18 protein-coding genes are annotated in these 24,948 nt (G+C 74.4%); 11 read left to right on the forward strand and 7 right to left on the reverse strand.

Annotated elements, in window-relative coordinates:
- The 9 genes from IG54_RS0108900 to IG54_RS0108940 all read left to right on the forward strand — a co-directional run.
- Positions 1-1,960 (forward strand): hypothetical protein (locus IG54_RS0108900; RefSeq protein ID WP_030779572.1); only part of this gene is annotated, 1,960 nt, incomplete at its 5' end.
- Positions 1,933-7,638 (forward strand): CHAT domain-containing protein, encoded by a 5,706-nt coding sequence (locus IG54_RS0108905; RefSeq protein WP_234336072.1) that lies wholly within the window; start codon positions 1,933-1,935, stop codon positions 7,636-7,638. The genes IG54_RS0108900 and IG54_RS0108905, both read left to right, overlap by 28 nt.
- The gene (locus IG54_RS0108910; protein ID WP_030779577.1) at positions 7,635-8,021 is read left to right on the forward strand and encodes a hypothetical protein; all 387 of its coding nucleotides are present in this window, start codon (positions 7,635-7,637) and stop codon (positions 8,019-8,021) included. Before IG54_RS0108905 ends, IG54_RS0108910 begins: the two co-directional genes overlap by 4 nt.
- Positions 8,014-8,445 carry a nucleotide exchange factor GrpE gene (locus IG54_RS39175; protein WP_030779580.1) on the forward strand — a complete coding sequence of 144 codons (432 nt, stop codon included), beginning with the start codon at positions 8,014-8,016 and terminating at the stop codon, positions 8,443-8,445. Before IG54_RS0108910 ends, IG54_RS39175 begins: the two co-directional genes overlap by 8 nt.
- Positions 8,442-10,583 (forward strand): Hsp70 family protein, encoded by a 2,142-nt coding sequence (locus IG54_RS0108920; RefSeq protein WP_030779582.1) that lies wholly within the window; start codon positions 8,442-8,444, stop codon positions 10,581-10,583. The genes IG54_RS39175 and IG54_RS0108920 overlap by 4 nt, the downstream gene beginning before the upstream one ends.
- On the forward strand, positions 10,580-12,559 hold the full coding sequence (locus tag IG54_RS0108925) for an Hsp70 family protein (RefSeq protein ID WP_030779585.1): 1,980 nt from the start codon (positions 10,580-10,582) through the stop codon (positions 12,557-12,559). The genes IG54_RS0108920 and IG54_RS0108925 overlap by 4 nt, the downstream gene beginning before the upstream one ends.
- A gap of 32 nt (positions 12,560-12,591) precedes the next feature.
- Positions 12,592-14,133, forward strand: coding sequence for a hypothetical protein (locus tag IG54_RS37805; RefSeq protein ID WP_063756207.1), 1,542 nt, complete (start codon positions 12,592-12,594; stop codon positions 14,131-14,133).
- Between the two features lie 14 nt (positions 14,134-14,147).
- The gene (locus IG54_RS0108935) at positions 14,148-14,621 is read left to right on the forward strand and encodes a hypothetical protein (RefSeq protein ID WP_030779591.1); all 474 of its coding nucleotides are present in this window, start codon (positions 14,148-14,150) and stop codon (positions 14,619-14,621) included.
- Between the two features lie 3 nt (positions 14,622-14,624).
- The gene (locus tag IG54_RS0108940) at positions 14,625-16,718 is read left to right on the forward strand and encodes a hypothetical protein (protein ID WP_030779605.1); all 2,094 of its coding nucleotides are present in this window, start codon (positions 14,625-14,627) and stop codon (positions 16,716-16,718) included.
- 12 nt (positions 16,719-16,730) lie between these two features.
- Here IG54_RS0108940 and IG54_RS0108945 read toward each other — a convergent pair whose 3' ends face one another.
- The 4 genes from IG54_RS0108945 to IG54_RS0108960 form a co-directional block, all read right to left on the reverse strand.
- Positions 16,731-18,080, reverse strand: coding sequence for a protein kinase domain-containing protein (locus IG54_RS0108945; protein ID WP_199809516.1), 1,350 nt, complete (start codon positions 18,078-18,080; stop codon positions 16,731-16,733).
- Between the two features lie 25 nt (positions 18,081-18,105).
- Positions 18,106-19,014: a protein phosphatase 2C domain-containing protein gene (locus IG54_RS0108950; protein ID WP_158708845.1), complete on the reverse strand. Its 909-nt coding sequence runs from the start codon at positions 19,012-19,014 to the stop codon at positions 18,106-18,108.
- Positions 19,011-19,670, reverse strand: a complete 660-nt coding sequence (locus IG54_RS0108955) for a vWA domain-containing protein (RefSeq protein ID WP_037896779.1) — start codon at positions 19,668-19,670, stop codon at positions 19,011-19,013. Before IG54_RS0108955 ends, IG54_RS0108950 begins: the two co-directional genes overlap by 4 nt.
- A 147-nt stretch (positions 19,671-19,817) precedes the next feature.
- Entirely contained in the window at positions 19,818-22,340 is a 2,523-nt protein-coding gene (locus IG54_RS0108960; RefSeq protein WP_030779616.1) for a GTPase-associated protein 1-related protein, read from the reverse strand.
- Positions 22,341-22,537: 197 nt separating this feature from the next.
- Between IG54_RS0108960 and IG54_RS0108965 the strand changes: the two genes are divergently transcribed.
- Positions 22,538-23,359, forward strand: coding sequence for an alpha/beta fold hydrolase (locus IG54_RS0108965; RefSeq protein ID WP_051819398.1), 822 nt, complete (start codon positions 22,538-22,540; stop codon positions 23,357-23,359).
- 72 nt (positions 23,360-23,431) lie between these two features.
- Here IG54_RS0108965 and IG54_RS0108970 read toward each other — a convergent pair whose 3' ends face one another.
- From IG54_RS0108970 to IG54_RS0108980, 3 genes are read right to left on the reverse strand one after another with little or no spacing between them, the layout of a single operon-like run.
- A complete protein-coding gene (locus IG54_RS0108970) occupies positions 23,432-23,632 on the reverse strand; it encodes a hypothetical protein (protein ID WP_051819379.1) in 201 nt (66 codons plus the stop codon).
- Positions 23,629-23,817, reverse strand: coding sequence for a hypothetical protein (locus IG54_RS0108975; protein ID WP_030779625.1), 189 nt, complete (start codon positions 23,815-23,817; stop codon positions 23,629-23,631). Before IG54_RS0108975 ends, IG54_RS0108970 begins: the two co-directional genes overlap by 4 nt.
- Positions 23,814-24,026 (reverse strand): hypothetical protein, encoded by a 213-nt coding sequence (locus IG54_RS0108980; RefSeq protein ID WP_030779628.1) that lies wholly within the window; start codon positions 24,024-24,026, stop codon positions 23,814-23,816. The genes IG54_RS0108975 and IG54_RS0108980 overlap by 4 nt, the downstream gene beginning before the upstream one ends.
- 167 nt (positions 24,027-24,193) lie before the next feature.
- Between IG54_RS0108980 and IG54_RS0108985 the strand changes: the two genes are divergently transcribed.
- On the forward strand, positions 24,194-24,946 hold the full coding sequence (locus tag IG54_RS0108985; RefSeq protein WP_030779631.1) for a DUF6879 family protein: 753 nt from the start codon (positions 24,194-24,196) through the stop codon (positions 24,944-24,946).
- The last annotated feature ends 2 nt before the right edge of the window (positions 24,947-24,948 follow it).

Consider the following 24,948-nt stretch of genomic DNA (forward strand, 5'->3'; position numbering starts at 1 on the left):
GACCGGGGTGGGGCGGGTGCGGCTCGCCGCCGGGGACGTCGACGCGGCCGTCGTCGAGTTCGAGCGGGCGCGGCAGCTGCGGCCCACGGCTGCCGGGCCGCTGCACTGGCTGGGCTGCGCGGCGGCGCACCGCGGTGACCTCGCCGCCGCCGAGCGCCACCTCACCGCCGCGCTCGCCTGCGCCGTCCCGCACCGTCGCAGCCTGATCCAACGCGCGTACGTCCACGCGCGCGCGGGCGCCTCGGATGCCGCCCTCAGCGATCTGCGCGCCGCCTCCCGCATCGCCCCGCTGGACGACGAGGCCCGCTGCGTCATGGCGGCGCTCTCGGGCCGCCCCGCGCGCGAGGTGGCGCTGCGGCTGCGCAAGGCCGCGCTCCAGGGGCTGATGAGCGAGCGTGGCGCGGACCCCGCACGGGAGTGCGCCGGTTGGGCGCGGGCCGGGGCGCTGATCGACGCCGCCCGCGGCCTCGACCCGGAGCCGGGCGGATTCGTTCCGCTGTACGCCGTGGTGCTCGTGCGCGGCGGCCGGCGTGCCGCCGCCGTGGAGCTTCTTGGCGAGGCCTCCCGGCGCGACCCCACCGCCCACAGGGTCACCCACACCCTGGCGCTGGCCCTGCTCAACTCACCCGGCGGGCAGCGGGGTCCCCAGTGGGAGAGGTGTATCGCCGCCTGGGCTTCCGTGTTGCACGACGCGGGGTTCTGGGAGCGGGCCCGCGCCACCGCGGCCCGGCGGTACGGCGTGGCGGTGGAGGCCTCCCTGGTGCCTGCCCTGCGCGCCGGTCTGCGCGAGGCGCTGGAGCGGCGCATGCCCGACGACGCCGGTACGCGCGTAGCGCCGGGACCGCTGCTCCAGCGGGAGGCCGACGCCGCGAAGTTGCTCGCCGCCGTGGGCGGCTTCCCCTCCGCGCAGGGTGGCGGGGTGCCCCTCTTCTGCGGGCCGCTGCGCATCGCGGAACTGGGCAGGTCGGCCGAGTTCGGCGCGTTCGCCGCGGCTCAGGAGGCCCGCGCGCTGCACACGGGCGCCGCGTACACCGCCACGCAGCCGGGCCACGCGCCCCGGGTGGACGGCTTTAACCCCGTCGAGGGCACGCCCGCCGTCGGCGCCCCGACCACGTACACCTCCCTCACCTACGCCTTCTCCGAACTGGGCTTCGCCCAGCTGCTGTTGGGTCTCGGAAAGCCCGGCGACGCCCTCGCCGCCCTGTCCGAGCTGCGCTGCCCGAGCTGTCGCGCGCGGGGTGGGCCCGGGGCGGCGGCCGTGTGCGAGCCGGACTGTGCGCGCTTCGACGAGCTGAACCCCGGTTACGCCGGGCTTCCGGACAGGCACCGCAGGCTCTCCCTCGACGCGCGCGGCCTGGCCCTGGAGGCACGGCTCAGCATGGGGCGCGACGAACTCACCGCCGAACGGCCCGACTTCACGGCGGCCGCCGCGTACTGGCGCCGCGCCCTGGTCCACAGCCGGGAGCTGGACCGGTACCGCGAGACGCAGACCGCCATCGTCGACATGGCGCTCGGCGCGGCCCGCGCGGCGCACTACGAAGGACGGTTGACCCGCGCGGTGGCCACCCTGGAGGCGACCCGCTCGGTGATCGGCGCGAACGAACGGGGCCGACTGGAGGGCCAGTTGGCCCGAGTCCTCGCCGACCGGGGCATCTCCGTGGCCAACGAGGAGGACGCGCCGCTCGACCAGCCCGCCGCCGACCTGCGCCGCTCCGTCGCGTTCAACCCGCACCTGCTGCGGACCCAGGTCAGCCTCGGCATCGTGCTGCGCCGCCTGGCCGCCGCCCGCTGGGGCTCGGGCAGCCTGTCCGGCGCCCGGGACACCCTGCGCGAGGCCATCGACCAGCTCACCGCCGCCCTGGAGCACTTCCCCGACGACCCCGACCTGGAGGACCAGCGGGAAGCCGCCGTCGCCGACCTCGACCACGTGATGTGGCAGCCCGACGAGAGCGAGCGGTGACGGCCGTGCTCACCTACGAGGAACTGCGCATCCGGGTCCGCCGCGTCGGCGGTGACCGCTATCTCGTGACCGCCAACGGCCCGGCGGCCGCCGCCGAGATCATCACGGTCGGCGCGGAGCCCGCGGCGCTCCGCGAGCAGTGGGACCGGCTGATCGCGGCGGAACTCTGCCTGGCCCCGATGGGCGAACTGCACACCGTGACGCAGCTGCGGGAGCTGGGGCGCGGGGTGTTCCGCCTGCTGTTCGGCGGCGAGGGCAAGGAACCGGAGGAGAGCGGGCACGAGGAGGACCGCCAGGGGGCCGAGGGCGAGGACCGCGAGGGGATCGGTACCCGTGTCGGCGCCTGTGTCGAGGCCGCGTACGACCGCGCGCAGGGAATGTCGCGGCAGCGCGGGCTCCGGCTCCGCTTCGACCTGCCGCCCGAGCTTCGCGACCTCCCCGTGGAGTCGCTGTGCGGGCCGCCCGGCAGCCCGCAGCAGGCCTTCGCCCTCAACCACGGTTACTCGCTGGCGCGTTCCCTGCCGGGCGGGTCCCTCGGACAGCGGCTGCCGGGGCCGACGGACGAGCCGAGCGTGATCCGGCTCGTGGTGGCCTGCGCCTCCCCCAAGGACCTCGCCCAGCTGCGGACGTCGGCGGAGGTGGCCGCCCTGCGCCACGATCTGCCCGATGTCGCCGTGAAGACCAGGGTGCTCGAGCGGGCCACGCGCGCGGGTCTGGAGTCGGCGCTCGCCGAGGATCAGGAACTCCCCACGGCCGTCGTACTGATCGCGCACGGCGAGTACGACCAGGAGCTGGGCAAGGGCGTGGTGGCCCTGGAGACGGAGAGCGGTGGCAGCGACCGGGTGCCCGCGGATCTGCTCAGCGGGATCCTGCTGAAGTCCCGTCGGCTGCGGCTGGTCGCCCTCAACCTCTGTTTCGGCGCGGACAGTTCGCACCTCGAACCCTTCTCCGGGCTCGCGCAGGCGCTGATCGGCGGCGGCGTGCCCGCGGTGGTGGCGATGCGGGGGCTGGTCAGCGATGCATCGGCGGGCGCGTTCAGCCCGGAGCTGCTGAAGGGCATCGCGGCCAACAGGACCGTCGACGAGTCGGTGGCCGCGGCGCGGCTGCGCATCTCCCACATGCCGCAGCACACGGCGGTGGAGTGGGCGACGCCCACGCTGTTCCTGCACGAGGGCTGCCGGCAGGGGTGGCTGTTCAAGGCACGGGAGGTACGGGACCGGGCGGAGCCGGACCCGCTGCTGGAGGGCGCGCACGCGCTGGAGACGCTCCAGAGCCCCGTCGGCCACGTCGGCTCGGCCGTCCTGATCGGCGCGGCGCGCTTCCAGCGGGACCGGGGCGAGTGGGCGCAGGTGCAGCGGATCCTGCGGACACCGGCCGAGAGCTACGCCGATGAGCAGCGCCGGATGCGGGCCGAGGCCGACTTCGAGCTGGCCTGGCCCCAGGTCGACAAGTTGTGCGCGCTGCTCGCCGGGGAGCGGGACGCGGCCGCCGCCGTGGCCCAACTCGACGTAGTCCGGCGGGCCTTGCCGGGCGCGGTGCCGGGCTGCCTGGAGGCGGAGGTGGCCGAGCTGGAGCGCCTGGCCGCGCTCGTCGACGAGGCGCGGGCCGCGGAGGCGTCGGCGGACTGGCCCACCGCCATCAGCCGTTACGAGGACGTGCTCGCCGCGCGGCCCGGCGGACTGCGGGACGTGGTGGAGCGGCTCGCGGCCGCCCGCGACGAACTGCACGTGGCGCGGACCTGCGAGGCCGCCGAGCGGGCGCGGCAGGCGGGCGACTGGGCGGCGGCCTCGCGGGGGTACGCCGCCGTCCTGGCGCTGCGCCCCGGCCACGGTACGGCCGCGGCGTGGGCCGCGTACGTGGCGGGGCGGGCCGCCGAGGCGAGCGAGGACTGGCCCGCCGCGCTGGCCGCGTACGGGGCGTGCGCGGATCTGGAGGACGCGGCGGGGCGGGCTGCCTACGCGCGCGGCCGGGCGGCGGCGCGGGACGGGGACTGGCCGGGCGCGCGGGAGGCGTTCGCGCAGGCGGGGCCCGAGCGGGCCGACTGGTGCGCGTATGCCGAGGGACGGACGGCGGAAGCGGCGGGCGCGTGGGCCGCGGCGGTGACGGGCTACGGCTCGGCGGACGGCTTCCTCGACAGCGGGGTGCGGCTCCTGTACGCGCGGGGGCGTGCGGCGGCGGACGCGGACCGCGTCGTGGACGCGGTCACCGACCTGTCGGCGGCGGCCGCGCGGGGCTGGGACGCGGAGCCGTGGCTCGGCGAGCTGCGCCACCGCGCGTACGAGGGCGCCCTCGCCGCCGCGGAGTCCGCCGACTGGACGGCCGCGCTGGCCCAACTGGCGCCCCTGCCGGGCGAGTACCGTGCCACGGGGCCGCTCCGACGCTATGTGCAGGGCCGGTCGGCGATGGCATCGGGTGACTGGGGCGCGGCGGCGAAGGCATTCGGGGAAGCAGCCGACGGTGACGCCGGGGGCGGTCTGCCCTCCGACACGCTCCATCTGCGCGCGTACGCCGAGGGCCGGCTCTGCCAGGAGCAGGGCCGCTGGGCGCAGGCGCTCGCCCACTTCGCCGGGTTGCCCTCCGAGCTGACGGACGTACCGGACCGGGTGCTGTACTCCCGCGGGCGGGCCGCCGACGAGCGGGGCGAGTGGGGCGGGGTCATCGATGGATTCGGGCGGCTGCCCGACACGTACGCGCAGGGCGAGGTCGGCGTGCGGCGCCTTTACGCACGCGCGCGCGTGGCCGCCGATCGGCGTGCCGACTGGGCGGCGGTCCTCGGCCTCCTCACCGGTGTACCGGACGAGGCCCGCGAGGGCACGGTGGCCGCCCTGCGCCGCAAGGCGGAAGGCCGCAGGGCGGAGGAGGCGGGCGACTGGGCGAGGGCCTGTGAGATCCACGCCCGCGCCTTCCCCCCGCCGCTGCGCGGCGCACCGCTCCCGCCCGGCCCGCCGCCCGCACCCCCCGCATCCGGCACCACCCCCGTGGACGAACCCGCCCACCTCTACCACTACGCCCTCGCCCGCACCCGCGAACTGGACGGACGGTGGCAGGACGCGCTCGGCGTCTACGAAGTGATGGACGAGCAGTGGGCCGACGTCCGGGCGCGGCGGCGTTACGTGCGGGCCCGGATCGCCGAAGAGGGTGCTGACGGGGCCGCGGCGTGGCGAGGGGTCGTCGAGGCGTACGAGGAGTTGGAGCGGGAGGAGGCGCACGGTGTGGACGCCGCCACGCGCGGGCGGTACGCGCGCGTGCGGCTCGCCGAGGCCGAAGGGGACTGGGCCCGTGCCGCCGCCGAGGCCGACGCTCTCGGGGCGCACCGGGACGCCCACGCCGTCGCCGCCTACGCGCGCGGGCGTCTCGCCGACGCGCACCAGGAGTGGCAGCGGGCCGCCGATGCCTTTCGGCAGTGCCCGGGGCACCAGGACGCCGACGCTCATCTCGCCTACGCGAAGGGGCGGTTGCTTGAGGCGGCGGGGAAGTGGAGCGCGGCCGTCGCCGCGTACGAGCGGGCCCGGGGTGTCCTGGACCGCGCCGACGTGCGCTGCCGCAGGCTGCGGCGGCTGGTCGGGCTGCTCCCCTGGGCGGACGGGCTGACCAGCGCGCCCCTGGTCGCCGACCCCTTCGCCGTACAGGACCAGGCCTTTCCGTATCTCGCGCTCCGGGACGCGGGCGTGGATCCCGGCGCCTCCATGGACGTGGTGAAGAACGCCTCGTACGCACTCCTTGAGCGCGGTTCCATGTCGTGGCACGAGCGTGTCGCGCTGGAGCGGCTGCGCCTGCCGGCCCGACGGCTGCGGCTGGACGCCCTGCTCTACCGCTGGCACTCCCCCGAAGCCTTGCGCGACGCCCTCGCCGGGCTCTCGCCGGACGAGGGGCCCGGCCTCCTGGACGCGCTGTGCGAGCGCTTCCCGAAGGACGCCCCGCTGCTCCTGCTCCTCGCGCGCGACCGCGAGGCCGCCGCCGCCGAGTGGGAGCGGCGCCTGAAGGAGGCGCCCGGTGACATGGACGTGGTGCACGGGCTGGCCGCGGCCCGGCTGTGGCAGGCGCAGGAGCTGGAGCAGAGCGGCGCCTGGGAACACGCCGTGGGCGCCTGGGAGTCGGCGCTCGCGTACTGGGCGACGCTGCTCAGCGACGACGAGTACTGGGACGGCTGGCGTGCCGAGCGCGCCGTCTGCTACGAACGCGACCTCACCCACGAGGACATGGCGTCGTTGCGCTGGGAGCTGAGCCAGCACCTCTTCGGCCAGCTGTCGGCCTACGAGCAGCGCCACACCGAGCAGGACCGGCCCGGACAGGCCGCCGCCTACCAGGCGTTGGCCGGTGTCCTGGAGTCCGAGCTGGGCGGCGCCCGGGTGCTGAAGGACGTGGGCGGCCTGCCGTCGGTGCCGGGTGCGCGCGCCACGCTGGCGTGCGGCCCGCGCTATCTGCGGCTGCTGCGGCTCCAGGCGCCCCTCGGTGATCTGGTGGCGAGCCTGGACGCGGCGGCCCAGCAGGGCAAGGACCCCGGCGAGTACGCGGTACGCGAACTGCGCTGGGCCTTCTCGGAGCTGGCGCGGAGCTTCGCCCTGTGCGAGGTGCGCAAGTTCGGGCCCGCCTTGCGCGCACTGCCCGCCCTGCGCACGCTGAGCACCCTCCCCGACGACTGCGCGGGCCCCGCGTCCCGCGCCGGGCACGCCGAGGAGTGCGACCACTGCAAGGACTTCCTGCTGCGCAACCCCGCCTACGTACGTCTGCCGAGCCGCCACGCACGCCTCCTCCAGGACGGCGTCGAACTGGCCGTGCACGTGCGGCTCGCGCTCGCCAGGGCCGCCCTGACGCGCGGTGACGGCGGGCTCGACGAGGCCCTTGAACACTGGCGGGAGCTGGTGCGGGTCTCCCGGGACGCGGGGATGCAGGCCCGCTCGAAGAAGGCCGTGATCCGCACGGTCCTCGGCCGGGCCGAGGCCCTCGCCGACGAGGAGGGCACGCAGCTCGGCCCCTGTCTGGACGAGGCCGTCCTGCTCGTCGAGTCCGCCACCGCCGTACTGCACCCGCTCGACCGCGACCTGCTCGGCCGGCTCAACGGCAGGCTGTCGGCGCTGCTGTCCCTGCGGGGCGTGTGGCGCGGCTACACCTGCACCAAGCACGGCATGCGCTGCGACGTGTACGGCGCGGAGGCCGACCTGCGCCGCGCCCTCGCCCTCAACCCGGAGTCGAGCCACGCCCGCGACAACCTCGCGCGGGCCCTCGTGTTCACCCTCGACGAGCGGACGTACGAGGTACCGGCCCGCCTGGGACTCCTCCACGAGGCGCTGGGTCTGCTCGACGTGGGCCTCGGGCAGGCGCTGACCCACCGCTACCGCGAGACGCTGAGCGAGTCCCTCGACGAGCTGGAGAAGCTCCTCACCCGGCACCTCGGCGTCGGCGGGATGGGCGATCTGATCCGCAGCGACGGCCAGGAGACCCCGCCCGACGACGACGATCTGCCGTGCTGGGCGGCGGAGTTGACGGACAAGGCGGAGCGGGCGCTGCGCCGCGGGGAGATCCTGTGGGCGCTGCACCACCTGATCCGCGCCACCCGCGCGGATCCCACCGACAGCCGGATCCGGCGCGCGCTCCTGGACGCGGTGCGCCGCTGGCTCGCCGAGCTGAGCCCCGGACAGGGGACCCCCGAGAACGAAGCAGGAGGCAGTGTCGCGTGATCAAGGACCCCGACGCGAGCTGGGAGGGCCCCTTCCCCTACGACGCGCTCGCCCCGGCCGGTGTGACGCCCTGGACGACCCACGCCGACATGCGGGACGTCTCCTTCGAGTTGCTCGCCCGGCACCTGATGACGCCGGTCACCCAGCAGGCGTGGGACGAGCTGCGCGTCGTACGCCGCAGAATGCTCGTCGATCTGCTCCTGTACGACGTCGACCTCGACGCCGAACTCCCGGTGGCGGCAGCGGAGGTCGACCGGCACCTGGCCGTCGAGACGGCGTCCCCGGGGCATGCGGACGAGGCCACGCCCCAGGAGCGCCCCGGGCACCCGCTCCCGGAGGTCACCGCGCGCCTCCTGGACGATCTGATCCGCTTCGATGTCTGACCCGACGGCCCGGCTCGCCTACGAGCACGCCCGCGACCTGGCCGCCCGCGACGCGGTCCATCAGGCGCTCACCGAACGGCTGTTGCTGCGCTGCGCCGACGCCCTCGACTCCTTCGACCGGCTGCTCTCGGACGGCGCGGCGAGCGATGTGGAGACGTACAGAAGGAGCCTCGCGCTGATCGCCGGGCAGTTGGAGGCGGCGCTCGCCGAAGAGGGTCTTGAGCGGGTCGGGCGGGTCGGCGAGCGGGCCGAACCGGCGACGCACCAGGTGACCGAGGTACGTGCCGCGCCGCCCGGGAGCGCCGACGACGAGGTCCTTGAGATCCTCCAGCGCGGGTATCGATACCGGGGGCAAGTGCTGCGCGCCGCCCGGGTTGTTGTCGCCGTGGACGGCGGCACGGAGCAAGGGACGGAGCGGGAATGAAGGCCATCGGCATCGACCTCGGCACCACCAACAGCGCGGTTGCCGCCCACGATCCGCACCGCGCGGACATCGCGGTGCTCACCAACAGCAAGGGCGAGCGGCTCACCCCGTCGGTCGTCGGGATCAAGAGCCGCGACGGCAAGGACCAGCCGCTGGTCGGCGAGGACGCGCTGAACTGGGCGATCAGGCAGCCCAAGGAGACCATCGTCTCCGTGAAGCGGTTGATGGGCCGGGACTTCGCCGACGCGTCGGTGGCGCAGGCCCGCGACCGGATGAGCTACGAGATCGTCGCGGGGCCCGACGAGGACCCGCGGGCGCACGTGGTGCTCGGCGGCCGGGCCCGCACGCCCGCCGAGATCTCCAGCGTGATCCTGGACAAGCTGGTCAGGGACGCCTCGCGCACCCTCGGCGAGCCGGTGACGCACGCGGTCATCACCGTGCCCGCGTACTTCCGTGACGCGCAGCGCGCCGCCACGCGCGAGGCCGCCGAGAAGGCGGGCCTGGTGGTGAAGAAGATCGTGGACGAGCCGACGGCCGCCGCGGTCGCCTTCGGCCTGCACAAGCCCGGCGGGGCGCGCAGCCGGGTCCTGGTCTACGACCTCGGCGGCGGCACGTTCGACATCTCCGTACTGAACGCGGTCAAGGACCAGGAGGGCAGGAGCCAGTTCCAGGTGCTGCGCTCGGCCGGCGACATCTGGCTGGGCGGGGACGACTTCGACCTCGCGATCGTGGAGCGCATCATCACGTGGATGCGCGAGGAGCACCACGTGGACCCGTCCGGCGACAAGGCGTTCCTCTTCCACGCGAAGAAGGCCGCCGAGCGCGCCAAGCGGGAGCTGAACGACATGGAGGACACGTACATCGTGATCCCCGCCGCGTACAAGGGCGAGAACGGCGTGCTCGACGTCGAGATGAACCTGACGCGCCGCGAGTTCACCGCGATGATCGCGCCGCTGGTGGGCCGCACCATGTCGCTCGTCCAGGAGACCCTGGCGCGCTACGAACTCTCGACCGACGACATCTCGGACGTGCTGCTGGTGGGCGGCGGCACGCTCACGCGGCCCGTGTACGAGGCGGTCGAGGCGTTCTTCGGCGCGGACAAGGTGCGCAGGAACATCAACCCCATGGAGTGCGTCGCGTTCGGCGCGGGCGTCCTCGCCGAGACGCTGCGGGGCGTGGAGTGCTCCGACGCGGGCTGCGCGAAGGTCAACGAGTACGGGGCGAGCGCCTGCGCGGCCTGCGGCAGGAGCCTGGCCGACGGGCGTTCCAAGGGCGACACGGGGCTGTACGAGTCGACGCCGATGGCGATGGGCATCGCCGCGATCAAGGGCAGCCAGCGCGACGTGTTCGTCGAGATCATCGAGGCGGGCTCGCCGTACCCGCTCTCCGAGCCGCGCCAGCGCACGTTCCACGCGACGGACAGCCGCCGCATCCGGGTGCCGGTCTACGAGGGCGACAGCAAGGTGGCGAGCGAGAACCACGAGCAGGGCGTGGTGGAGTTCGAACTGCCGCAGGAGATCGAGATCAACCGCCAGGTGGACGTCTCCTTCAACTACTCCGCGGACCGCATCATCACGGTGAAGATCAGCGTGCGCGGCACGGACATGGTCCTGGAGGCCACGCCGAACCGGGAGAAGCCGCGCACCCCGCCGCCCGAGCCGGTGGAGGAGCTGGACAGCGCCGTCCTGCGCGAGCAGCTGGCCCTCGCCGAGCGGGAGGCCGACCACTTCCTGAAGCGGTACGGGCCCTATATCGAGCCGGTGCAGGCGATGAAGGTCCGCAGGGACATCGAGCAGGCGCAGCGGGCCGTCACGATGGGCGACAGCAACGAATACAAGCGCCTGACCGAGCTGCTGCTGGACGACATGTACCGCCAGTGCGGTCTGGCGAGCCAGTTCCGGCAGGCCGAGCTGGCGTCGGAGGGCGCTCCTCCGGAGACGGTCCGGCAGATCAACGAAGCGGTCGAGTACGTCAAGCAGGCGCACCGGCAGGGCAACAACGTCCAGACCGCCCAGCAGGCGCGCAACCTCGTGAACCTGGTGGCGGTCGCGCAGTCCGAGCGTGCGGTGCCTTCGCTCCCCGACAGGCCGGACTACGAGGGCATCCTGCGGTTCGCCGAAGAGACGGCCGGCGGATGAGCCAGCCGCGGCAGGACGGCCGCCCCGCGCCGGGGGCGGCCGCTGTCAGTCTCGGCATCGACTTCGGCGCCACGGGGGTGCGGGTGCTCTTCGCGCTGCCGGGCCGGCCGGGGCGGCGCCTGGAGGCGGGCGCGGAGGACGGGCCGTGGCTGCTGTGCGAGCCCGCCGAGACGGGGGAGCTGCCGGTGACCTTCCCCAGCCTCAAGAGCCGCCTGGGCAGCGGGCGCCCGGTGTGGGTCGGGGACAAGCCCGTGGACGCGGACCAGCTCGTCGTGCGGCTGCTGCGGTCCGTGCGGGAGCGGGTGGAGGCGGCGGCGCCCGGACGGGTGACGCAGACCGTGATCAGTGTGCCCGCGCGGTTCGGCTCGGCGCAGCGGGCGGCGCTGCGGGACGCGGCGCGCGAGGCGGGGCTCGACCCGGCGCGGCTGGTCAGCGACTCCATGGCCGCGGTGATCGGTCATATGACGGAACGGGACAGTGGCACGTGCCTGGTGTACGGCATGGGGTACGAGGGGTTCGAGCTGGGTCTGGTCCGCAGTGTGCGCGGGCACTTCCGCTCGCTGGGGTATGAGGGCGGCACCACGTCGGGGGGGCGCGCGTTCGACGCGGCGCTGCTGTCGTCGGCGGTCCGGCTGCTGCGCAGGCACCGCGCCCCGTCCTCGGTCACCGGGCTCGACGCGGCCGTGTGGCAGGGCCTTCGCGCGCGCGGGCAGGAGGCGCGGGAGGCGCTCGGGTCGCCGGGCGGCCCGGAGGCGGCGGTGCTGGACATGATGCCCGGCGCCGGGGTCCCGCTGTGGTTGCGGATCGAGCGGCCCGACCTCGACGCGTATCTGGACCGTCATGTGCGGCGCACCCTCGACCGGGCGCGGGCGCTGCTCGACCAGACGGGGATGGAGCCGTCGGACGTCGACACGCTGCTGCTCGTGGGGGGCAGCACCCGTATGGAGCAGGTGCGTGCGCGGACCGCCGGGCTCGGGGAGCGCAGCGTCCAGGCGCCGCCCGAGCTGCTGGCGCTCGGCGCGTTGAAGCACGCGGTGCGGCTCGCGGGCGGCGCGTCGTCCTCGGGGTCCTCGGCCCTGGAGGAGGGCCCTCTGGAACCGGCGGCGCCGGCCCAGGACACCCTCTCGGACGCGCCGCCGCTGACGGCGACGCTGGTGGGGGTCGATGCCGAAGAGGTACGGGAACCACGGGACCCGGGTGCCCCAGAGGATGACGATGCCGCACGCGATCGGCGGCCCGCGCGCGCCGCCGTACGAGACCCCCGCGAGGCCACCGCCCCGCACGGCGGGCGGGAGGAACGCGCGAGCCATGGCGCCCGCGACGTGGAACAGGCGCGGCTGCTCGTCCGGCAGGGGCGCCCGCGAGAGGCCGGCGCCCTGCTGCGCGAGATCATCGTCGAGGCCCAGGAGCTGCTGGACGACCTCGACCGCCCCTCGCCCCGGTCCGATCCCGCGCCGACCGCCCGGCCGGCCGCTCCCCCGCACCCGGACTCCCGGCCCCCGCTGCCCGCACCGGAGCCCGCGCCCGCCCTCGACTACGCCTCCCAGCGCCAACTGGCCCGCGCCCGAGCGCTGTTGTCCCTCGGCCGGTACGAGCACGCCGTGCGGGTCGCGCACCTCGCCTGGCAGGACGCGGCGACCAGGCCGACGGGCGCCGACATGCTGGACGCGATGATCGACGTGCACTGCGAGGCCGCGATGGCCGATATGTCGCCGGAGCACTTCACCGGCGCCGAGCAGTGGCTGAAGTGCGCGTACAACCACGATCCGACGAACGTACGGGTGCGCGGCCTGCTCGCCGAGCGCACCTACCGGCACGCCGTGGAGCTGGACCGGCGCGGTGAGCGCGATGAGGCCATTGAGGCCCTGGGGAAGTGTCTGACGTGGGACCCTGAACACTCCGCGGCCGAGGCGCTGTTGGCGCGGCTCAACCGTGACGGCAGGAACCGGCGCGGCAGGGGGGACGTCCTCGGATAGAGGCCGGCCGTGAGTCATGGAGGGGAACGCGCTTGACGCCCGACCAACTGCTCGACAAGGCCGTGATCATCACGGAGCTGAAGCGACTCGCCGCCCTGCGCGCGCTGGAGCCTCGCGGCGCCGAACTGACCGCGCTGCACCGGGACATGGGCACGATGACCCGGCTCGACAGCTGGGCGGAGGTCGACCTCGTACAGACGTACGTACGACCGGAGAGCGTACGCACACCCCCCGAACGGACATCCGGGCGGCATGACCGGCTCCTGGAGGCGGCCCTCGGGGTGCTCGTCTTCATTCCGCTGCTGATCACCTGGTTCGGACTGCGGGAGGCCGTGCGGGCGTACGGCGAGCTGGCCGACGAGGACCCCAAGCAGGCGACGCGCCCCTTCCTCCAGCTGTGGCAGACGGGCTTCGGCGGCCATCTGTCGTCGCTCGGGCGGTTCGAGAACGTGGCGCTGATGGCCGTACTCCTCATCGCCCTGCTCGTGGGCCTTTCGGTGTGGCACGCGCGCGTGCGGGTGCGCGCCGAGCGCGACGACGCGGAGCGGGAGGCGGAGCGGGAGCTGCTCCTCGCCCAGCTGGCGTCGGTGCTCACCCGTACGCAGATGGTGCTCGCGCCGTACCGCAGCGCGACGCCGCAGCAGTTCATCGCGGAGCTGAGACAGGCCGCCAAGGAGATGGGCGACGTCGCGGCGAAGGCGGAGCAGAGCCACAAGGCGCTCAGCGGGGCCACGGCGTCCGTGGGGCATGCCACCGACGCCCTGAAGAACGCGGCGCTGTCCCTCACGAAGGAAGTGCCCAAGCTCGGCGCCGCGGCGGACCGCATCGACACCACCCTGCGCGACGGCGCGGCGGCGACCGCGAAGGCGGGCCGGGCCAACGCGCTCGCGGCCCGCGGGATCGCCGACCACGTCAAGGCGGCGGGCGACACGGTCGAGGCCTCCCTGAAGGCGCTGGTCGCCGCGCAGCAGACGCTCGTCACGAAGTCCGAGTCGGTGGCGAAGGCGACCGAGCTGGCCTCTCAGGCCCTGGTGTCGAGCACGGGCCGCACGGGCGACGCGGTGGACGGCATGCGCGAGGCCACGGAGCGGTGGGACGCGGCGGCGGCCCACTGGCAGGACGCGGCGGCCCGCCTGGACGCCCGCATGGACACGCTGGCGACCGCCCTGCCCTCGCTGTCGCCGCGAGGCGAGGCTTACGGCGCGTCGCCCGGCAGGGGCAATACCAATGGGGCGTACGGCTCTTCGGGCGGGGCGTATGGCTCTTCGGGCGGTGCACATGGCTCCCCGAGCGGGGCGTACGGCTCCCAGAGCGGGGCGTTCGGCCCGAGCGGCGGCCCGTACGGCTCGGGCAGCTCGTACGGCTCGGGCAGCTCGGGCAGCTCGTACAGTTCCGGCGGTTCGAACGGGAGCGCGAGCGAGCCGCGTCCAGGGCGAGCCGGGGCAGCCGACAGCGGGGCGGCCCCTGGGCATGCCGCCGAGGACGGTTCGCCCGTACCCGCGCCGAGCCCGCCCGCGGACCCGCCGACGACCCGGCTGCCCCCGCCCGCGCCCCGTGACGGGGGCCCCGCGTGAGCCGAGGGGGGCCGGTGCGCGGGCGTGGCGGCCGGTTCAGCGTGGTGTTCCTCGCGGGGTGGCTCTTCGCCGACCTGCTGCTCGTCCTCGCACTCGTGTCCATGGCCGACCGCCCCGACCCGCAGGCCGACGACCGCCCCAAGCCCTCGCCGTCCAAGGGCGGCAAGCCCTCCCCCACCCCCACCGGGCCCCTCGCCGTGGACCGCGACCCGCAGGAGTTCCGGGTGTCGGGGCGGGGCAAGGGCGACCTCGTCGCGCAGATCTCGAAGGGCACCCGGAAGTGGTCGGGCCGCCGGGCCGCGCTCGTACTGACCTTCGGCGGCGGCCCGAACGGCACGGTCTACGCCCACCGCGTGAACGGCCTGCTCGGCAAGGGCCGTCCGGAGATGTTCACCAAGAAGACGGCGACGGACGACTTCCACAACCTCGGCAAGCGGCCCGAGACCGCCGTGGTCCGCGTGTACTTCTACACGGCGCCGGGCGGCTGAGGCATGGCGGTCCTGCGCCCCGGCGAACACCCGAAGGGGAGCGGCGCCCGCCCGCCGCTGCCCGCCCTGCCCCGCTGCCCCGGCATGCGCGGGTACCTCGCGCTGCGCGAGGCCATGCGGGAGGCGGGCTTCCGGCACGCGGCGGAGGTGCTGCGGGCCCCGGCGGCCGCGCCCGCGACGGACGCCCTGTTCGGCACGCTCCCGAGGGCCGACACGGACGACGGCTTCCGGGTGCTCGACGGCCTCTGGTTCCCCGGCCGCGGCGGCATCTGGCAGCGCGTCGACCGGCCCTACGTCCAGCGGGCGGGCGCCCGCTGGCAGGCCTCCGGGGAGCCTCGTGCCCAGCGGGCCGCGGCCTTGGTGGACACTCTTGAGACGGTCCTGCTCGACGACGCGATGGGCCTGCGCCGCATCGTCCTGTGGGAGGTGTGCTGCCTCCTCACGGACGCCGGTGACAGCCCGGGGGCCGCCGAGGCGGTGGCGCTCGGAGTGCACCGCAGCGAGGCGGGACAGCTCGCCGCGGCGGTCGCCGCCGGATTCCCCGGCGCCGGGCCCGCCCGGCATGCCGCCGAAACACTCAACGACGTATGGCCGGGCCCGCGGCTGCGCGAGGCGGAGCGGATCGTGGCACGGCTGCCGCGCGGCTCCGACTCCCCGGACGGGCCGCAGGACCACCGCCTGACCGCACTGGTGGGCTCCGTACGCGCGCGAGCCGCGGACGTCGACCGGCTCACCGCCGAGGCCGCACGGTCCGAGGCCGAGGGCGCGCTGCGCGCCGCCGCCACCGCCCGGCTCGGCGCGCTGCGCCTGGCGCGGGACGACCCGCACGCCCAGACGGAGCTGCTGCGCGTGGCCTCGCTCCTTGCCGACGACCCCTTCGCCCCGGCGGACGCCGAGGTCGGCGCCGTGACCGACGACCGGGCCGTACGCCTGTCCTGGTGCGCGCCGCCGCGCCACGCCCCCGGCGTCACCTACCGCGTCCTGCGCTTTCCCGACGGCGCTCCCCAGCTGGCGGTCGAGACGGCGGCGGGCGAGACGGGCCTCGGCAGCGTCGACACCGAAGCCCCGGTGGGCCGCCCCTTGAGATACGCCGTCGTCCCGCTGCGCCGCGATCGCATCGCCGGGGTGCCCCGCGTCACGGGGCCGGTGCTGCTCACCCCCGTGGTGACGGAGCTGCGCGCCACCGTCGTCCCCGGCGGGGTGCGGCTGCGCTGGCGGCCCGACCCGGCGGCTGCCGAGGTACGGGTGACGCGCTCGGGCTTCGGTGACGCCACCGAGGGCTGGGGCGGGGCGTCGCTGGTGCGGGTCCCCTGCGCACACGACGGGCTGCTCGACGCGCCCCTGGCACCGGGGACGTACACCTACGAGGTGCGCTGCGGCTACCGCGATCCGGACGGCGACCTCGTGTGGTCCCGCGGCGTCACCCTCACCGAGCGTGCCGAGCGGTGGCCGTCGCCGGTGGAGGAACTCACCGTACGGCGGCACGCGGACGGCGAGCGCGTGACCATCGCCTGGCGGCCCCCCGCCGTCGGCGACGGGCTGCTCCTCCCCTGGACGGCGGGCCCCGTCCCGCCGGGCACGGACGTGTCGGACCTCGTGGGCGCGGTGGACGCCGTCCCTGCGCGGTCGGCCGGCGCCGAGTCGTGCGCCGAGCTGACACCGCGGCCCGAGCGGCGCGTCCGTGTGACGGCGGTGAGCGTGCTCGGCGGCCGGGCCGTGTCCGGACCGAGCCTGGTCATCGAACACCCGGCGCCCATAAGCGACCTGATGGTGCGTCGGGTCGGCGCTGACCGGGCCGAGGTGTGCTTCGACTGGCCCGAACCGGCGGTCCTCGTCCGCGTGGCGTGGGGCGACGGCCTGCGGGGCGGGGAGCGGCATGTGGCACGCAGCGCGCTGCTCGCCGGGCGCGTGGAGATCCCCGTGTCCGCCGACGAGTGCGTGGTCACCGCGGTGCCGCTGCCCCGCCCCGACGCGGTCGCGATCGACACGCCCCCGGCCCGCGCGACGCTCCCCGCGGCGCCCCCGCCGCCACCGCCACCGCCGCCCTCCGATCCCCCCTGGTGGCGGGGGTGGTGGCGGCGCTGGTGGCGGCCGTGAGGCGCTCCCGCGTCACTCCTTGACCACGGCCTCCGTGCCGCCGCCGAACTCGATGAGCAGTCCCGAGCGCAGGGCGATCGTCTTGCCCGGTTCCACGTCCCGGACCGTGCCGTCGTCCTTGCGCGCCGTCCACACCGACTTCGTACGATTGGTGAGGCCGAACCGGCCGCGCTGCTGCGGGTGTTCGGTGACCTCGCCGACCACGGCGGTGAAGTCGTGGCGGTCGGGGTCGTCGCGCAGGTGATGGGCGTAGACGCGGGCGCTGGGAGCGAGGCGGATGCCTCGCCGGGTGCGCAGCGTGCCGGTGCCCGTGAGCAGTTCGAGGCGGGGCGGGAGGGTCAGGGTGGTGCGGCACTTCCAGCAGTTGGGCGGGGCTCCGTCCGGCTGGGTGAGGTTCTGCTTGCCGCACGCGCCGCACTGCGTGATGGCGTCGAGGACCTGGCTGAGCGCCTCGCGCCACTGTGACTCGCGCACCCGCAGGGAGGGGTTGTGCAGGCCGTCCGTGAACGTACGCACGAACAGGTCGCGCAGGATCTGCGGCAGCGCGTTCCAACTGGCCACGACGGTCGGCTGCTCGCTGGGCACCGGGCGGTTGCGGGTGTCCTTGGGGTCGTACACGAAGACGGGATCCGTGCCGTACAGCTTGCGCTTGGCGGCCATGTCGAGGCAGCGGATGTTCAACTCCAGGGCGCCATTGAGTGGGTGATCGTTCATCAGGAGATAGAAGAGGAGGACGGCGAGCGAGTGCAGGTCGCTCTGGGTGCCGGGCTGGGTGCCCTTGTCGCCGCGCACCAGCTCGGGCGCCATGAAGTCCATGGTGCCCGCGACGCCCGCCTCGGCGCCCTCCACGACGGCGTTGTCGTTGTCGCAGACGAGGACGTCGCCGGTGCGCGGGTCGAAGAAGATGTTGCCCCAGTTGATGTCGCGGTAGGCGATGCCCCGGGAGTGCAGCGCGCGGTACGCCTCGACGGTGTGCAGCGCCACGGTCACCAGGGTGCGCATCGTCGCGGCGGACACCGAGGGGTCGCGGCGGAAGAGGGCGGGCAGGTCGCAGAAGCGGGCGGGCCGTACGTCCATGAGGTAGCCGAAGCCGGGCTGCTTGCCCGCGGGGTCCATCACGATGGAGCGCGGCCACAGGAAGCGGTCGTCGTCCCAGCCCTTGGCGATGAGCCCTTCGAGGATCTCCCGCTGACGGGCGTCGGCCAGCTGGGGGTAGTACCACTTGACCGCGTGGTCGCCGGTGGGCGTCGTGACGCGGTAGACCTCGCCCTGGCCGCCGGAGCCGAATAGCTCGGCGACCTTGAGCTTCTCCCCCGACTCGGCCACCAGGGTCTTTCCGGCGGCGAGCATGCCGTTCACCATTCTGTTCCTCTCTGCCTTTCTGCCCTTACGATTCGTCGCTGCGCCGCGCGGGCGCCGCGATGGCGCCCACGAGGGTCGTGTCGTCCCCGGAGAACTGGGCGGCCCGCGCCAGCCAGTCCGGTAACTGGCTCTGGACCGCCGCCACGCCCTGCTCGGCGGCGCGGCCGCTGAGGCCCGTGGCGAAGTCCAGGAACCCCTGGTGGTCGGCGAAGCTCTTGGAGAGCCCGTCGGTGGAGAGCAGTACGCACGGCGGGGCGCCGCCCGTGAAGGGCTGCCAGTGCGAGCGCATCTTGCGCCAGGGCTCGGGCGCGCAGAGCGAGTCGGTCTCGTCGCCCATGTCGGGTCCGGTGGAGAGCGGGGTGTGCGGGACGCCCCCGTCGTCGACGAACACGATGTCGCCGTCGCCCAACTGCCAGCAGAACACCATACGTTCGGTCAGCACGGCGCCGATGAGGGTGCTGCCGTAGGCGGCGAGGTCCGGGGGCTCCTTGCGGTCGCGCTCCGCCTCCGCACGCCCCGCACGACACGAACGGGCGCCGTGCGCGGGCGAGTTGCGGTCGTGCAGCAGGGCCCATTCGTGCCAGCGGTGGCCGACCTGCTGCGGCAGGCGGCGCGCCTCCTCGCGCAGCCCGTTCCAGCCCGAGGCGTCGCCGCCGACCCGGACCGCTTCGTACGCGAAGGTCCGCGCGCACGCGGTGAACTCCCCGACCGCCCAACTCGCCCCGAGATCACTGCGGAAGTGGGCGGCGCTGCCGTGCCCGTCGGCGACCGCGAGGACGACCGCGCGGCCCCCGGCGACGGACAGCGCGGCGCTGCGGTCCTGGCTGTACTTCTTGGCCACTCCCTTGACCGCGCCGCTGAGCAGCGCCCAGGGTGCGGCCGTCGTGGGGCCGGACACCGGATCCGGTCCGGTCGCTGTCTGCGGACCCGTCACCAGATGTCGTCTTCGCCCTTGGTCATCGACGGGACGTCGATCGGCGTCGTGGGCCTCGAACCGTCGTCGACCTTCGGCGTGGAGGCGTCCTTGACGACCGCGGTGGACATCCAGCGGATGGCCGCGGCGAGCTGGCGGGGGTTCTTCGCCTGGAGCGGCTCCAGCTCGGGGTTGCCGAGGAACTCCTTGAGCATGCTCTTGTCGGCGTCGTCACCGATGGCGACCGCGACGCGCACGGCCCGCTTGCCCCACGGGGTGCCGTCGATGGCGCGCAGCCCGGCCCGCCAGTCGTCGGTGGGCTGCCCGTCGGAGGCGAGGGCGAGCACCGGCGGCAGGGCGCGCTGCGGCATCGGCGGCGTCTGGAGCGCGCCGGCGGCCAGTTTGAACGCGGCGCCCATGTCCGTACCGCCGTAGATGTGCACGTCCTCCCAGGAGAACTGGTCGACCGGCGTGGGGTCGCTGACGTGCCAGCTCGCCCCGCTGGCGAAGGTGATGGCCCGCACGAGCAGGGAGGCGGCCGGGTTGGACTGGGCGGCCTGCTGCATTTCGGGAATGGCCTCGCGGATGGCGAAGTTCAGCTCGCCGATCTTGCCGTTCACTCCCATGGAGCCCGAGCAGTCGAGCATCCAGATGAAGTGCACGGGTCGGCTGGCCATGCTTCCGCCGGGGAAGTTGTCGACGACGACGGTGTCGCTGGTGTCGCTCACGCTGGTCCTTTCCTATGGAGCGCGAAGGGTGCGGGGGGCGGGGTCTTCGGGGGGTCTGGGAGGGGGAGCTTCAGGGGCGCCGCTCGAACGCGCGGACTACTCGTCCTGGGGCGCGGTCGGGTGCGCGGTCGGGTGCTCCCGCTGTTTGATCCGCCGGCGCCACGCCGTCCATCCCTGCACGTCCTGGTTCTCCCGTTGGAGGACGGTCGCCACGCGGCCGAGGTGGTGGTCGTCCACGTGGTCGAGGACGGGCGCGAGGACCTCGTCGAGCAGTTCCTCGGCGACCGTGTTCCATTCCGGGCTGACGCCGTGCCGCTGCCGGGGCCGCCAGATGTGGAAGTACGCGGCCAGCTCGGCCGGTTGCTCGGGCAGTTCGCGCAGGAGGCGGTCGCGGGTGCGGTCGTCCAGGAAGTACGCGCGGTAGGGCCGCAGCAGTTCCCGTCGGGCGGCGAAGAGGATCCGCACGCCGTGGGAGTCGCACACGTCGAGGGCCTTCGCCCGGGCGAGGGCGTGGCCCACCCGCTCGTCGATGCCCTGCCGCAGGACCAGGCCGGGCGGCGGTGCCTTGCGGAACAGCTCCGCGAGGCGCTCGACGGTGGAACGCGTGAGGAGCATACGGCCGTCCGCGAGGTCCTGTGCGGTCACGAGCAGGGCGGCGGTATGCCGGTCTCCCGCGCCGAGTTTGGCGTCGCCGCACATCACCCGGGCGAATTCGACCAGCTCCGCGTCGCAGTGATCGGGCTCCCTCAGCCAGCCGATGACGCGCCGGCCGAGATCCGCCTCGACGATCAGGCGGGGCGTGCAGGTGCGGGCGATCCAGGGCTGCTCGGCGCGGTCCGGCGGGTTGGTGCGCCACACGATGTGCCACAGCAGGCCCAGAGTGGTCTTGTCCTCGACCTTCTGTCCGGGGAGGAGTTCGGTGAGCCGCTTGAACAGTTCGGCGCCGCGCAGGTGGTCCGGGGGGCCGTGCCACTGCGCTGCGGCGGCGACGAGCCGGACGGTGAGCGGCGCCTCCTCGATGTGCCGCCACAGCCAGTCGCCCTGCGGGGAGCGGGCCAGCTCCCGCAGGCGGTCGAGCTTGCGCTCGGTGAAGTCCTTGATGAGCAGGCGCAGCACCCGGCGGGTGAGGGGGAGGTGGCCGACCTCGTCGAGGACGCGGACCGCGTGGGCGCATTCGCCCCGGTCGGGGCGCAGCAGTGCTCCCGCGAGCCGGTTCATGGCCTCGGCGAGTCCCGGCCCGCCGTCGGTGCCCACGGCGAGGGCGAGCCGCAGCGGCTCCGTCCAGGTGTGGACGGGGTCGCACAGTCGGCGGCGCAGGGCGTCGTCCGCGCGGTCGCCGTACTCCTCGCGCAGCTGCCGCCAGGCCTCCTGGCCGAGCGGCAGCCCTTCGAAGGCGGTGAGGTCGGGCAGGGTGTCACGGGCGCGGGGCGCGTCGAGACGGTGTCTGACGAGGGCGAGGGCCAGCGGCCGGGCCGCGTGGGCCCGGTCGGCGTCGAGCCCTCGGCAGAGCCGGTCGAGTTCGCCGAGCGTGCGGGAGTCGGCCTCGCCCCGCGCGACGGACCCGGCGAGGTCGTCGAAGACCGCGCGGAGGGAGTCGTCGCCGAGCCCGGCGAGGTCGGCGCCCGAGGGGGCTTTCGTGAGGCCCGCGGCGTCACCGCCCTCACTCCCGTCGCCGCCGTCACTCGCGCTGCCGCCGCCTTTGGAGATGAGCGGGAGCAGCGCGAAGGCGTCCTCGGGCCGCGGCATGGCCCCGGGGGCGGGCCGCGGCGGGTTCCCGGAGATCCAGCGCTCGGCGGTGAACCGCGCCCAGGGGTCGCGGTCGGGGGGCGGGCTCTGGGGGCCGCCCGTGCCGTCGTGCACGCGGTACAGGTACGCGAGTGTGGCGGGGTCGGACCGGTCGAACTCCGCCTCCGGGCCGATCCCGATGATCTGCTGCGGGGACTGGTGCGGGGCGGTGGTCCAGGTGGTGAACGTGAGCAGAGGGACGTACGCCTCGGGCAGCGAGGCGCAGGCGAGCGCGACCCAGCGGGCCACGGCCTCGGAGTCCTTCTCGACGAGGACGATCTGCCGTCCCGCGGGGTCCTCGAAGAGGCGGCGCACATCGGCGAGGAAGGGCGCGACACGGTCCGCGCGCTCCCGGGCGAATTCCACCAGCCGCTCGCGGTCGAAGTGCGCCTCGGGGACGGGCAGTTCGGACTCGACGAACCCGGCGCCGAGTGTTTCCTGCGCGCCCGGTTCCCAGGTCGCGGAGCGCCACGTGTCGATCGGCCACACGGGGCCGGGCCCCGGGGTGTCCGCGCTCAGGTACAGCGCCTCCACGCGCTGTCCGGGAAGCGCCGCGCACAGGAGGCGGCCGCCGTCCGGGAGCAGGCTGTAGCTCAGCTCGGAGCCCGCCCCCATGACGCGTTCGACCGCGGGCCCGAACTCGCCGGGATCCGCGGCCGGTTCCCGACCGGGCTCCTGTCCGGACTCCTTCCCGGACTCCTGCCCCGGGACCTGCCCGCGGCCCTGTCCGGGCACCTGTCCGTCCGCCCCGGGCGAAGCACCCGCGGGGATCAGTCGGACGGCTCCGGTTTCGGGCTCCTGATCGAGCCGGTAGCTGAGGCGACGGATGGCCATGCCACATTCTGACCAGTCGCGGCACCGAACCGCAGGCCGTCCGGCAAGTTCATCCCCGCCGTCGCGCGTACCACCCGTACCGGTGCGGCCCTCGCGGGAGCAGGGGCGCCCTTGCGCGGCGTCGTAGTTGGGGCCACCGTGGTCGCGGGCCGGTGCCGACCGGCGGCGCCCGGACCGTGCCGGCGATCGGAGTCGATGTGACCTCCTTCCAGCTTCCCCGCACCCTGCTCGGCGAGGGCCCGCACAAGGTCGTCGCGGTCCATGGCTGGCTCGCCGACCGGTCGGCGTACGATCCCGTGCTCGCCGACCTCGACGGCGGGGCGTTCCAGTACGCGGTGGTGGACCTGCGGGGTTACGGCGAGGCGAAGGACGCGGTCGGCTCGTACACGACGGGTGAGGGCGCGGACGATGTGCTCGACCTCGCCGACCGGCTCGGCTGGGAGCGGTTCTCGCTGGTCGGCCACTCGATGGGCGGCAGCGTCGCCCAGCGGGTACTGGCCGCCGCCCCGCACCGGGTGCGCCGCCTCGTCGGGGTGTCGCCGGTGCCCGCCTCGGGCCTGCGGCTCTCTCCCGAGCAGTGGGAGTTGTTCGCCTCCGCCGCGCACACCCCGGCGAACCGGCGCGCGATCATCGACTTCACCACGGGTGGTGTACGCCCCGGCGCCTGGCTGGACCGCATGGTGGACCGTTCCCTCGCGGTCAGCGACGCCAAGGCCTTCCGCGCCTGGCTGGACTCCTGGGCGGGCGAGGACTTCCACGCCGAGGTGGCACGATCGCCGGTGCCCGCGCTCGCGGTCGCCGGCGCGCTGGACCCGGCGCTGTCGGCGGACCTCATGCGGGACACATGGCTGCGCACGTATCCCCGGGGGGAGCTGGCCGAGCTGCCGGGGGCCGGACACTACGCGATGGACGAGACCCCCCTCGAACTGATCCGTACCGTGGAGGACTTCCTGCGCGCGGACGACGACGCGGCTGACCCGCACCCGGGGAGCGCGGGCCGTGGAGGCTCCGGGGCATGAGGGCGGCGCCCGGGGGCGGGCCGCCGACGCCGCCCGTTTTATGCTCCCCAGCAGCCCGGCCGAGCCGGGGGCTCAGTGGAGCCTGCGCGGGCACCCGGGCGCACACGCCCACAGCTGCGCGCTCTGCTTCCTGCCGCAGCGGGCCCGGTAGGTGACGGTGCCCAGCAGGCGGTCCCGGTACAAGCGGGCCCCGCACAGCGCACAGGCCTGCTCGGTCAGCTGGAGGTTGGTCAGCGTCCGGGGGTCGGGAAGCACTTCCGCCGGGGCGTTCATGGCGTCCGCCTGCTCACGCGCAGGATCTCGTCCTCCTGTGCGGGCCGGACATACGCCGGATCCGCGTCCCACTCCCGGCCGCCGCCCGGAGGACGGAGTTGGAGGCGGTTGCCGACGTGGTCCATCACGCGCCCCAGCCGCTGCCGGGCGGTGTCGATCACCAGGTCGCCGGTTTCCCATGTCATGTCTCGCGTCCCCCTCGCCGGATCGTGTCGGCCAGGCGCAGGGCGACATCGGCGCGGACGCTGCCCAGGGTCACGAGTCCGAGATTGGGGGACGCGTGATCGGCCGCCAGGGATGGCAGGACGATGCCCGCCTCCCTCAGTGCGGCTCGCAGAGCCTCGGTCGCCGCGTGCGGGTCGGTACCCGCCTCGTACTTTTTCTGTGGGGCCATGAACAGGACGCTAGGGAGGGCGTGTTCACCGCGACAGCGAATGTTCTCGGATGTTCTCGGGGACTGGCCCGATGTTCTCTGGTGTTCTCATGCGGGCAGCGGGAGCCTGTGGTGCGGGGTTCGGTGCGCAGTCATCCTGGATTGATCAACGTCCCCGAAAGGACACGATCATGAGGCGACTGCGCTTCACCGGAACCGACAGCAAGAACGGCTCCTGCCCCGCAGTGCATGACGACCTGGACACCGGCGAGATCATCGTCCAGGGACAGCCGCTCACCGACCGCGACGACCTGGCACAGCTCCGGTACTTCGGGGCCGATGACGCCGCGGTCGTCGTCCCGCGCCGCCTGCTCGCCAACTGGATCCCGAAGGAGACGGACCGCGTGCCTGAGCCGATCACGCCGGAAGAGTTCGGGCGCCTCTTCGAGACGTTCGAGCACACGGCCTGGCACCTGGAGACGAGGCGCGGGTATGCGTCCGACCGGGAAGACCCTGACTTCGAGGTCTTCCGCCGGACCGGCGAGGCGACGTGGGACCTGGACAGTGCGTGGAACCAGAACATCCGCGTCCAGGTGGACGCCGGAAAGCGGGTCGGCCGCGTGCGCGTCGTCGACAGCCCGCCGACCGAGGGCCAGCGCTTCCTGCTCAGCTACGGCGCCGTGAACGCGGCATCCGGCGAGGACGTCGGCTGCCTGTGGCGAGCCGACGCGCGGCGAATCAGTCTGCTCGAAGAGGACTTCTGGATCTTCGACTCCCGACTTGTCGCTGTCCTGCACTTCGACGACGCCGACGTACTGACCGGCATCGAGACCATCACGGAGCCCGCCGTGGTCGTGCGGTACTCCATGGCGCGTGACGCCGCAGTGCATCACGCCATCCCGTACGAGGACTTCGTGGCGCAGGCGGCCGCGACCGAGTAGCA

The organism is Streptomyces sp. NRRL S-920 (assembly GCF_000717945.1).
In the GTDB taxonomy this organism is placed as follows: Bacteria; Actinomycetota; Actinomycetes; order Streptomycetales; family Streptomycetaceae; genus Streptomyces; species Streptomyces alboniger.